Genomic DNA, 9,937 nt, shown 5'->3' on the forward strand with positions numbered 1-9,937 from the left:
CCGCAACGACACCGCTGTCACTGCGTCGCAAGGCGCAACATCAGGTGCGGTGTTACCAGCGGGGCGAGCGCAATTACGTCCGGCTGAAAGAAAAAGGCAACGGGTATCTGAAAATCAATGTGGGGTTGTTCTGGCGGTTGTTAAGCCGGGATGACGGCCAATCGTGGGAGCTGATGCTCCATGAACGTTACAACAATGAAATTCGTAAATAGTCAGTCCTGAAGTGGTGTCATTCTGCATCCTGTTCAAGGCAACAGGATGCAGCCCTGACATTATTTTTACCGATTAAATGGAAAGGCAAAAGCCGGAGATACGGGCTCATGATAAACCTGTCAGCAGACAGTATAATTGCACACACAATTGCCAGGATGAAAATACGTCTGGAACAACATTCAGACGATGACGTTTCACAGCTTCGCAGTGGTCTGTTGTTTATGGGCAATATTCAGGATGCCTATCCCCGCCGCCTGTTACTGGATGATCGTCTGTCGCCGCTGGATAAAACCGGCTGGATGATGATCCGTCTGTATGCGTTGAATAATGAAGGCGCGGTGTTTCCCAGCTATGACGAATTGCAGGTGTTGCTGGCATCCCCCTACAAAGGCAAGGCATCCCGGGAAACGGTCAGCCGGGTGTTACTGATGCTGCGAATAACCGGCTGGCTGAGTTTATGCAAACGTATCCGGGATGAGCACGGGCGGGTGCGGGGTAATATCTATGCGCAACACGATGAGCCGCTGACCTGCCGTGATGCCGAAATGCTCGATCCGCACTGGCTGGATACCGTGGCGGAAGCGTGTCGCAGTAAAAACCGGACTATCAGCCAGACAGCCCGGGATGTGCTGACTGATATCAAAGAAGACCCGCTGATGCGCCATCGCCACAGTCATATTCATTTGCTGGAAGAGAGGCTGAATGCGGTGCAGACACCGCAGCAAAGGGTGATGCGTCAGTCGCCTCAACCAGGCAAACAGCAAACCGAACTCAGGGAAATTAAGCCGGGTTCGGAAACCGAACCCAGTCTTCCAAAGGGGCAGAATACACTGAATTCGGATGCCGAACTCAGTCTGAAATCAACGTCTTATCGGGGTTCCACTAAACCGAACTGTTATGTACGTTCTTTCACACAGCGTGTGAATAAAAAAACATACGTGGATCCGCAATCCGCGTTTTTTCTGCCGGAAGGGCTGTGCCGACAACTGGAGCCGGATGATGTGACGATGCTGACCAGCCAGTTGCAGGCACTGCCCGCTGAACAGGCGCAGACCGTACTGAGCTGTCTGGACAAGGCGTTACGGGCTGGCAAAATCGGCAATCCGGTCGGCTGGCTGCTGACGATGATGAAACGGGCACGGGACGGAAAATTATACGGGCAGGCTGAAACTGCGGCTACCACGCCTGCCCCTGCGAAGACATCGGTTGAGTTTACTCAACCTGTTGAGCGGCCTGCTTCACCTTCCTCACAAGCCCATGTGCGCAGTGTGGTGAAAGATATTCGTCAGCGACTGACAATGGCGAAATACCATCATGATAATATTGATTGAAAAGCAGACGACTGTGCCCGTGGCACACAAGGCTAAAAAACAGACTGTTTTGGCCCGCGCAATGAAGACGAAAAACTCTGCGGTGTTGTCTGAGTCAATGGTGATTAAAAACTATACGGGTGTGCCCGTGGCACACAAGATTAAAAAACAGACTGTTTTGGCCCGCGCAATGAAGATGGAAAACCCTGCGGTGTTGTCTGAGTCAATGGTGATTAAAAACCATACGGGTGTGCCCGTGGCACACAAGACTAAAAAATCATCACTTCTGACAATGAACAAAACCCATCATTTTTCTTTTTTCCATAACTGGTTATCCATTGAGTCACCGCCTCCTTTGCCTTAATAGTTTGACTGACTTATCAAGGCCAAACAGGAGTTTTTGTGCATGTCTGATGCAGAAGAAAAAACCGCATCTCAGCCGCGTTTACGCGCTGGGGTTTTAACCTCCTCATTAACGATTGAACTGCATACTCACTATGCGATCCGGCTGTGGGCAGGGCGCAGACGGGAAGAGATCAGTAATCCACGAAAATTTTCAGGCATTCTCGGGATGCCACAGGTGATTAAGCGTGCCGGTAATATCAGCGTGGATTCGGCAGCGGATAACCCGTATGCCGATGCCTGGCTGGTGAAACTGGAACACGCGCTGGACACAGCTTCCGCCAATCTCCAGCAGAGTCTTGCCACGTTGCAGGATATCCTGAATGCGGTACCGCAGCAGATCACCTTGTCCTCAGTATCCTCTGTAGAACCGCTGAATATCGGCGTCTACAGCCACTCCCCGTTGGGCTATCGCTGTGTCTGGCTGCTGGTTGGCTATGACCAGCTGGCGATGAAAACGTTTCAGGTTTTCCATTATGGGCTGATTTCACGGGCAGAGCGTGATGCCTTTCTGCACAATGGCAGCCGTGCCATTCGTCAGATTTACGGCATGGTACGTTCCTACCGTTCACTGGCGGTCACCCGGCATGATATTGCGGAAAAAACGCCGGCCGGGCTTGAGGCGATTAAACTGCTGGGTGAACCCCATCCCGATATTTTGTCAGGCAAGTTGCGTTCGGTTTTCTCTTCACCTTTACGTTCGGTTGAACCAAATTAATGGAGGGGATGCGATGCAGTTTTATCTGTGTGAAAAGCCCTCTCAGGCCAAAGACATTGCCAAAGTCCTGGGGGTAAGACAGCGCGGGCAGGGATTTCTCTTCAGTGCCCGTATCATTGTCACCTGGGCCATCGGGCATTTACTGGAGATAGCCGCGCCCGAACACTATGGCGAGCAGTTTGCTCCGCCGTGGCGCATGGATGTATTGCCGGTGCTGCCCGCTCAATGGCAATGGTCGGTAAAAAAAGAGACCGCTGACCAATTTGCCGTTATCCAGCAGTTATTGAAACAGGTGGATGAGGTGATTATTGCCACCGATGCCGACCGTGAAGGCGAAGTGATTGCCCGTGAGCTGCTGGAATATTGCCGTTTCACCGGCACGGTCAGGCGGCTGTGGCTGTCGGCCCTGGATGAAGCCAGCATCCGGCAGGCGCTGGCGGCAATCTTGCCGGGTGAGCAGACGGCAGCACTCTATCAGGCCGGACTGGGGCGGGCACGGGCCGACTGGCTGACGGGCATCAACCTGACCCGCCTGTATACTCTGAAAGCACAGGCACTGGGCTTTGGTGAGGTGTTGTCCATCGGGCGGGTGCAGACTCCGACACTGGCACTGGTGGTGAACCGGGATAAGGCCATCAGTCAGTTTGTGCCAAAACCGTACTGGCAGGTTCTGGCGAAGCTGGAAAAAGGCACTGTCCGCTTTCAGGCTAAATGGTTGCCTTCAGAAAATGATTGTGATGATGAGAACCGCTGTATCCGGGAGGCTGTGGCGCAGGGCGTGCAGCAACGTTGTCAGCAGGCAACACACGCCACCGTGATGGAAGCCAGCAAAAAACGGGAGAAAACCCCGCCCCCGCTGTGTTTTGATTTAGGCACACTCCAGCAGGCTGCTTCCCGTTTGTGGGGCATGGGGGCGAGCCAGGTGCTGGCGATTGCCCAGTCTCTGTATGAAACCCATAAAGCCACGACTTACCCGCGCACGGATTGCGGCTATCTGCCTGTGTCCATGCAGGCAGATATTCCTGCCGTGCTGACAGCACTGGCGCGAACCGACCCGGCTATGGATACCATTATTGGCCAGTTGGATAAACAACGTGTTTCCCGCATCTGGAATGACAAAAAAATTACGGCCCACCCTGCCATTATTCCCACGCGTCATGCTTTTGATATCAGCCGCTTAACGACCGATGAGCTAAAGGTTTATCAGCTTATCCGTCAGTACTATCTGGCGCAGTTTCTGCCTGCTCAGGAAACCGATGTGACTGAGGTAACACTGGAGATCGGCGGGCAGTTATTCCGGGTAAAAGGTCGGGTTAATGTGGTTACGGGCTGGAAAGCGCTGTTTGCAGATGGAACGGGAGAGCATGAGAAGGAAGAAGAGCAGGAAGCTGATTTACCGTTACCGACCCTTAATCAGGGCGATTTCTGTCAGATTATTGAGGCAAAAATTCAGTCACTCCACACCAAACCGCCGACACCGTTTACTGAAGGTACGCTGATTGCCGCGATGAAAAATGCCGCCAGTCTGGTCAGTGATCCACAACTGAAACAAGTCTTGCGAGAAAGTGCCGGGTTGGGTACGGAAGCGACCCGTGCCGGCATTCTGGACACCTTGTTTAAACGCCAGCTGATTGAGCGGAAAAAGAAAGCGATTCAGTCAACGCCACTGGCACGGGAACTGATTGCCGGGTTACCGGAAGTATTGACCAGTCCGGGCATGACTGCGTTATGGGAGCAGTTGCTGGAGGATATTGCGCAGGGCAAAACATCGCTGGATGTTTTTATGCAGAAACAAATGCAATGGATTTTGCATTTAGTCGAACGCGGAAAGACCCAACCGTTACACCTGACGTTACCGAAAACTCCGGACTGCCCGAACTGTGGCGGCCGGATGCGGCAGCGGCAGGGAAAAACTTCGCTATTCTGGGGCTGTGTGAACTACCCGGGCTGTAAAGGGATGCTGAATGACAAAGCGGTAACACAATCGCGCAAGGTCAGGCGGGCAAATCAGAAAGTTTGACGATCTGATTGTTGATTGACGTTCAGACAGGATGCTTTAAGAATCAACCTGTTTCTTAAATGATCGGTGAGCCTGCAACGATCGCCTTTGGGTGGCTGTAAAACTCCCGTAGCCTGAAAGGGAGCGCGTGACTGCGGTACATCTGCTCACCTTTGAAAGCAGATATTGCCGATCCAACGGCAATGAAGGTTCATTATTCTTTATCAGAACGTCAGCAACGTATATGTCTGACGCCCGGCGGGAAAAACCATTCCCGTCAGGGAGTAGGGTTTTCTCCGTCATTCCTTATTGTTACCTCCATGGAGAAAATCGTATGTCTGAGAACACAACTTCGTTAACCAAAAATGACTATTTCAATCTGAATATTAAGGGACTCGGCTATTTGAATAATATCCGCCATGTCAGCACTGCCAATGGTACGTTCCTGAGCTGCGTGATCAATGCGTTAAATGGCCCCAGTGATAATCCGGTCTATGTGCGTTTTGATATTACTGTGGTCGGCAAGGAGGCGACCAGTCTGATCGCCCGTTGCCAGAAATCGGTAGATGAGGACAAAAAAGTGCTGTTAGGATTTACCTTAAGCAACCCATCCACCGATATTTTTACCCTGAAACGCGGGGAGCACGCCGGTGAACAGCGCGTCAGCCTGAAAGCCCGTTTGATCAAAGTGGACTGGATTAAAATTGGTCAGGACAAAGTCTATCAGGCCGAACAATCCGATTCGACGCCACCACAAAACGGTGTCGCGCAAACCGAATATGCAGAGAATTCATTCTGATATTTATTCCACTGACTTGCCCTGAATGTTTTCAGGGCAGTCCCTTTATTATCAAAGACAACAGGATACAGAGATGAATATCGCACCCATTGGAATTCTGGCACTGCAATATTGTCATAAGCAATTACCGTTAACGGTGTTGCAAACCCGTGCAGGCTTTTATATCGGCACGATAGAGGGCGGCGTGCCCTGCTCCCGTGAGTCTATGGAATATTTTGCCAGCCGAGAACAGGTGGAGTTTGCCCTGAAGCAGGGGCAGTGGACACAACGTCAGTCATCGTAACAGAGAGGAAATGGGTATGTCTTCACGGGGAGTAAACAAGGTCATTTTACTGGGGCATCTGGGGCAAGATCCGGAAATCCGCTACTTGCCTACGGGTGGCACAGTGACAATGCTGTCGCTGGCGACGTCAGACAGTTGGCGGGATAAACAAACCGGCGAAACTCGGGAAAAAACCGAATGGCACCGGGTGGTGATCTTCGGCAAATTAGCGGAAATCGCGGCGGAGTACCTGCAAAAAGGGACTCAGGTTTACATTGAAGGCCAGTTACAAACCCGCAAGTGGCAGGATAATCAGGGACAGGATCGCTATTCAACCGAAGTGGTGGTGAATGTGAATGGCACGATGCAGATGTTGGGCAGCCGTGGCGATACAAAGAATACGACGGTACAACAAGCTGGGCATCAGCCCGCACAGCAGCAACCGCCTTCTAAACCCACCAGTAAGGAGAGAAAAAAAACGCAAGCAGCACAACCTTTTGTTTTACCGGAAGAAGAGAACGATGATTGGGATTCGGAGATTCCGTTTTGAGTGTTTTCTTATAGTTAACAAATCGCCCTGTTATTGCAGGGCTTATTATTTTTTTAGTTAAAAAAACATTACTTTTTATGATATTACATTTTGGTATATAGATTGTGTTTTTTAGCGTATTCATAAAATCTATTATGCTCTGTAATAATGGTGACTTTATTATCCCTCTTGAAGTCATTACCAATTTGTTTTAAGTGCTCAATATTTTTAGATGTGGCCCTTTTATTTAGATACTTATAAAAAATATATTCTAATTTGTGTGTGCTCTCCTGTTAGCTATGGATAATCTAAATCCATATATGAGGTATGATGCTGAAAAAAATTAAAATTATCTCTTATATCTGAAAGGAATAGTTGGACTTGTGATCAAAATAAAAAAAAGAGAATGAAGGGGGCAATTTAGAGTCTAAATTAATCACTACAAATGCTCAAAATGGTAATCATAACAAATAACCCCAATGAATTTTGTATTAATTTATTTAAATCAATATGTTATGTGATTTTATTGCGTTTGTGAAGGTTAAATCTTCATTCTGATTGCTAAGAAAATGATCATATTGACAATAACATCTATCGGCAGTATTATATAAGTGCAGTTTGTGGCGATAGGAGAGTCCCACGTAAAAAACAGAAGCCTCCAAACAGAAGTACAGTGGTGGTAGGAGAACCCCACGTAAAAAACAGAAGCCTCCAAACAGAATTAACTGCCAGAAAAAGCCCCTGAACTGGGGTTTTTTTTGTTCCAGACAAAAGTAATCAGGATGAAATTAAGAAAATTAGATCAAGCCTTCTATGATGAGAACTCTCATCTTATACAAGCGCTTGATAATGAAGATGGAAAGTGGACGCCCGGTAAAACTCGCGGACATGGTATTGTTGTAATTAACATCAACCAATTAACTTTTGCAATTCCACTTAGAACTTCAATTAAACATAACGCAGCATATATTACTCAAAAGTCTAACCAGAAAGGGATTAAAGGGAAAGGATTAGATTACTCGAAAGCGTTATTAATCATTAATCCAAAATATATTTCTGATGAAATATTTTTGATCCCGCCAGAGCAACATAAAAATATTCAGGGAAAAGAATTTTTCATCAAAAAAAAATTTGAAAAGTACGTAGAAAAATATATTAAAGCAGTTAAAAAAAGGGATAAACATGTTCTTAACAGCCTGGAATATCGTTTTACGACGCTTCAAAATTACCATAACCAGTTAGGTATATGAGTATATTATAAGCACTTTATTATTGTTCTATATTCTATTTGAGCTATAGCAGTAACTCAAACAGTTTAATTTACGGGTTAAACTTACATGTTCAATTATTGAATTCGGTAACACAATCGGTTAAAGTAAAAAAGCTATCGGCAAAATCCGATAGTCGGGGATTAGCAACCCCGTAAGTTATCCACTGGTAGGAAGTTTCTACCAGTGTGCCTGTTATCGTCCCTTCTATGGCGGTTCAGGCAGGGGAGACTTCGGTCTCGCCGGCTGATAACTCCGGTATTGCTAACCCTGTCTGAACTACCACCAATAATCTACAGAAGGGGAAGCAGGTATGACGATGATTCACACTCAGAAAGACTGGCACCCAGCCGAAATTATTTGTGCATTACGCAAACGGGGTACCACACTCGCCGCTTTATCCCGCGAATCGGGACTCAGTTCTTCCACTCTGGCAAATACTCTGTCTCGTTCATGGCCTAAAGGAGAACTGATCATCGCCACCCGTTTGGGAATGGAACCCGCTGAAATCTGGCCCAGCCGTTATTTCGATGATTACGGCAATTTTATTGAACGAAAAATACGTCAGCCGTTTGATGAAAGCCAGCCAGTGGCTGAATAACGCGCTGATATAAACAATAATGTGATAATACCTTTTTCGGCATGTGAATTTCCAGCAAACACAGTTGAGTTATTCATTGAATACATCACCGGGTTCCTTGCATAGTCAGGATTATTTTACGACTGAGCAGGAACCTATTTGGCATGAAAATAAACGCGTTAATCGGCTTAATGGCGGTCATACTGACGGGATGCACGGCTCCCGTAAAACAACCGCTACCTCAGCCTTCCCAAAATAGTTTTTCTTCCGTCACGCTGACACAAAACATCCAGTCTGTTTCACCGGATATTTATCAGCCAATGCCTGAAATTGTCCGCTACGGGCGTTATTTACTGGTGAGTACCGACCCGACAGAGGCACAACGTGACCCGCTTTCCCAATTGATTGATATCCATATCTCTGCTTCCCAGAAACCTACTGTTGCTGATGCCATGCGTTACGTATTGCGTCAATCGGGCTATTCGTTATGTACGCCGGAAAAAACCAATGCCATCTTATATCGTCAGCCGCTGCCGTCAGTGCACGCTCAGTTAGGCCCTGTCCGGTTACGCACTGCGTTGCAGGTGATGGCAGGTCCGGCCTGGCAACTGGAAGTGGATGAGGTGCTGCGTGTGGTGTGTCACCATTTGCGACAGGGTTATCAGCACCCGGCTCCGGCTAAACAAGCCCAGCAGGAAGGAGAGCGTTGATGACATCGCACCGATCCGGTCTATTGATGTGGTTACTGCTGAGCAATTCGGTCTGGGCAGCCACACCGACACCGTTAGTTTCACAGCAGACACAATCGACAGAAAGCCAGCAGCACGCCCTGAAAAGTCAGGCTGAACAGTGGAAGTTAAGTGCCGATGAATACCAGCGTTATCAGCACCTGATGAACGGGCCACGGGGTATCCGGTCGCCGGGGCTTGATCCGTTGACCGCATTAGGTATTGAAGCCGAAAGCGATGTCGAACGCCGTCGTTATGCTGAACAGTGGGTCAGGGCGGAGTTTGCCCGTACCGATAAAGAGCTGCGTTTCCAGCGGGAAGTGAATGCTGCCTGGCAGCGGCTGTTTCCGGATGTTTTGCCGGTCAATATGGAAAAATCGCATGAAGCAAACGGTCGGCTGGCGCTGTTTGTCAGAACCAAAGATTGCCCGCAATGTGACACCCGCTTGACTGAAGTCCTGGCGGCAAAGCAGCCGGTGGATATCTATCTGGTCGACAGTCAACGTAATGATGACATCTTACGGCAGTGGGCTAAAACGCATCACATTCCCCTTGAACAGGTCCGTAACCGACACATCACGCTGAATCATGATGCGGGATACTGGTTCCGGTTTGGTAAAGGATTGATGCCGGTATTATTGCGACAAGGGGAACAAGGATGGCAGGTCACGTCATTACCATGAAACGGCTGAACGTATTTCCCATTATCGGTCTGTTATGGATGACTCCCTGCCATGCCGAACTGAACGTGATTGCCGATTTGGGTGGTAAAGATGCCTCGCCTTTTTATGAAAGCATTAATGCCCAGCCGAATTATCGTTCTGCACAGCCACACCCTTTCTCGCCAGAAGTGGCGGGTGAAGCGGCCATGCTGCCGGTTAACACACCGGAACTGACACCGGGAAAAGTGGTCAACCGCTCACTGCAATTGCCGGGAATTGGCGCGTTATTTCTGATTGGTGATGACGCTGATTCACGTCGGTGGTTAAGCCAGAATACAACACGACTGAAGATACTGCACGCTGTTGGACTGGTCGTCAATGTCAGTGAAATGGCAGGCTTACAGTCACTGCGGGCATTAGCGCCGGATGTCTTGTTATCGCCTGCTTCCGGTTCGGAATTGGCTCGC

The 9,937-nt window shown here is 48.7% G+C and carries 14 protein-coding genes; 13 read left to right on the forward strand and 1 reads right to left on the reverse strand.

Translation table 11 applies throughout. From position 1 onward, the window contains the following. The 5 genes from Xbud_RS17920 to Xbud_RS17940 form a co-directional block, all read left to right on the forward strand. Positions 1 to 212 (forward strand): ParE family toxin-like protein (locus Xbud_RS17920; protein ID WP_099137385.1); only part of this gene is annotated, 212 nt, incomplete at its 5' end. Between the two features lie 108 nt (positions 213 to 320). Continuing rightward, entirely contained in the window at positions 321 to 1,544 is a 1,224-nt protein-coding gene (locus tag Xbud_RS17925; protein ID WP_099137386.1) for an STY4528 family pathogenicity island replication protein, read from the forward strand. Continuing rightward, positions 1,528 to 1,887 carry a hypothetical protein gene (locus tag Xbud_RS17930; RefSeq protein ID WP_099137387.1) on the forward strand — a complete coding sequence of 120 codons (360 nt, stop codon included), beginning with the start codon at positions 1,528 to 1,530 and terminating at the stop codon, positions 1,885 to 1,887. Before Xbud_RS17925 ends, Xbud_RS17930 begins: the two co-directional genes overlap by 17 nt. Before the next feature lie 42 nt (positions 1,888 to 1,929). Continuing rightward, the gene (locus Xbud_RS17935; RefSeq protein ID WP_099137388.1) at positions 1,930 to 2,643 is read left to right on the forward strand and encodes a PFL_4669 family integrating conjugative element protein; all 714 of its coding nucleotides are present in this window, start codon (positions 1,930 to 1,932) and stop codon (positions 2,641 to 2,643) included. Positions 2,644 to 2,656: 13 nt separating this feature from the next. Then, positions 2,657 to 4,663, forward strand: coding sequence for a DNA topoisomerase III (locus Xbud_RS17940; RefSeq protein ID WP_099137389.1), 2,007 nt, complete (start codon positions 2,657 to 2,659; stop codon positions 4,661 to 4,663). 36 nt (positions 4,664 to 4,699) lie between these two features. Here the strand turns inward: Xbud_RS17940 and Xbud_RS19670 are convergent, their stop codons facing one another. Beyond that, positions 4,700 to 4,945: a hypothetical protein gene (locus Xbud_RS19670; RefSeq protein ID WP_145956665.1), complete on the reverse strand. Its 246-nt coding sequence runs from the start codon at positions 4,943 to 4,945 to the stop codon at positions 4,700 to 4,702. Between the two features lie 31 nt (positions 4,946 to 4,976). Here Xbud_RS19670 and Xbud_RS17945 point away from each other — a divergent pair, with 31 nt between their 5' ends. From Xbud_RS17945 to Xbud_RS17980, 8 genes are all read left to right on the forward strand, one after another. Further along, on the forward strand, positions 4,977 to 5,441 hold the full coding sequence (locus tag Xbud_RS17945; protein WP_099137390.1) for an STY4534 family ICE replication protein: 465 nt from the start codon (positions 4,977 to 4,979) through the stop codon (positions 5,439 to 5,441). A 73-nt stretch (positions 5,442 to 5,514) separates the two neighbouring features. Beyond that, positions 5,515 to 5,724 (forward strand): hypothetical protein, encoded by a 210-nt coding sequence (locus Xbud_RS17950; protein ID WP_099137391.1) that lies wholly within the window; start codon positions 5,515 to 5,517, stop codon positions 5,722 to 5,724. A 16-nt stretch (positions 5,725 to 5,740) separates the two neighbouring features. After that, complete coding sequence (gene ssb, locus Xbud_RS17955) at positions 5,741 to 6,253, forward strand: single-stranded DNA-binding protein (RefSeq protein ID WP_099137392.1); 513 nt, start codon at positions 5,741 to 5,743, stop codon at positions 6,251 to 6,253. Positions 6,254 to 7,014: 761 nt separating this feature from the next. Next, positions 7,015 to 7,482, forward strand: coding sequence for a type III toxin-antitoxin system TenpIN family toxin (gene tenpIN, locus Xbud_RS17960; protein ID WP_099137393.1), 468 nt, complete (start codon positions 7,015 to 7,017; stop codon positions 7,480 to 7,482). A gap of 331 nt (positions 7,483 to 7,813) precedes the next feature. Next, the gene (locus Xbud_RS17965; protein ID WP_099137394.1) at positions 7,814 to 8,101 is read left to right on the forward strand and encodes a helix-turn-helix domain-containing protein; all 288 of its coding nucleotides are present in this window, start codon (positions 7,814 to 7,816) and stop codon (positions 8,099 to 8,101) included. 143 nt (positions 8,102 to 8,244) lie between these two features. Continuing rightward, positions 8,245 to 8,790, forward strand: coding sequence for a PFGI-1 class ICE element type IV pilus protein PilL2 (gene pilL2, locus Xbud_RS17970; RefSeq protein ID WP_099137395.1), 546 nt, complete (start codon positions 8,245 to 8,247; stop codon positions 8,788 to 8,790). Continuing rightward, positions 8,790 to 9,491: a TIGR03759 family integrating conjugative element protein gene (locus Xbud_RS17975; protein WP_099137396.1), complete on the forward strand. Its 702-nt coding sequence runs from the start codon at positions 8,790 to 8,792 to the stop codon at positions 9,489 to 9,491. The genes pilL2 and Xbud_RS17975 overlap by 1 nt, the downstream gene beginning before the upstream one ends. Continuing rightward, a partial coding sequence (locus Xbud_RS17980) for an integrating conjugative element protein (RefSeq protein WP_099137397.1) occupies positions 9,467 to 9,937 on the forward strand: 471 nt, incomplete at its 3' end. The genes Xbud_RS17975 and Xbud_RS17980, both read left to right, overlap by 25 nt.

The organism is Xenorhabdus budapestensis (genome assembly GCF_002632465.1).
Lineage (GTDB): Bacteria > Pseudomonadota > Gammaproteobacteria > Enterobacterales > Enterobacteriaceae > Xenorhabdus > Xenorhabdus budapestensis.

What these genes read in the sequence shown, in the direction of transcription:
- pilL2 (WP_099137395.1), top strand. Translation starts at nt 8,245, where the DNA reads ATGAAAATAAACGCGTTAATCGGCTTAATGGCGGTCATACTGACGGGA.
- Xbud_RS17950 (WP_099137391.1), top strand. Translation starts at nt 5,515, where the DNA reads ATGAATATCGCACCCATTGGAATTCTGGCACTGCAATATTGTCATAAG.
- Xbud_RS17930 (WP_099137387.1), top strand. Translation starts at nt 1,528, where the DNA reads ATGATAATATTGATTGAAAAGCAGACGACTGTGCCCGTGGCACACAAG.
- Xbud_RS17940 (WP_099137389.1), top strand. Translation starts at nt 2,657, where the DNA reads ATGCAGTTTTATCTGTGTGAAAAGCCCTCTCAGGCCAAAGACATTGCC.
- Xbud_RS19670 (WP_145956665.1), bottom strand. Translation starts at nt 4,945, where the DNA reads ATGACGGAGAAAACCCTACTCCCTGACGGGAATGGTTTTTCCCGCCGG.
- ssb (WP_099137392.1), top strand. Translation starts at nt 5,741, where the DNA reads ATGTCTTCACGGGGAGTAAACAAGGTCATTTTACTGGGGCATCTGGGG.
- Xbud_RS17975 (WP_099137396.1), top strand. Translation starts at nt 8,790, where the DNA reads ATGACATCGCACCGATCCGGTCTATTGATGTGGTTACTGCTGAGCAAT.
- Xbud_RS17965 (WP_099137394.1), top strand. Translation starts at nt 7,814, where the DNA reads ATGACGATGATTCACACTCAGAAAGACTGGCACCCAGCCGAAATTATT.
- tenpIN (WP_099137393.1), top strand. Translation starts at nt 7,015, where the DNA reads ATGAAATTAAGAAAATTAGATCAAGCCTTCTATGATGAGAACTCTCAT.
- Xbud_RS17945 (WP_099137390.1), top strand. Translation starts at nt 4,977, where the DNA reads ATGTCTGAGAACACAACTTCGTTAACCAAAAATGACTATTTCAATCTG.
- Xbud_RS17925 (WP_099137386.1), top strand. Translation starts at nt 321, where the DNA reads ATGATAAACCTGTCAGCAGACAGTATAATTGCACACACAATTGCCAGG.
- Xbud_RS17935 (WP_099137388.1), top strand. Translation starts at nt 1,930, where the DNA reads ATGTCTGATGCAGAAGAAAAAACCGCATCTCAGCCGCGTTTACGCGCT.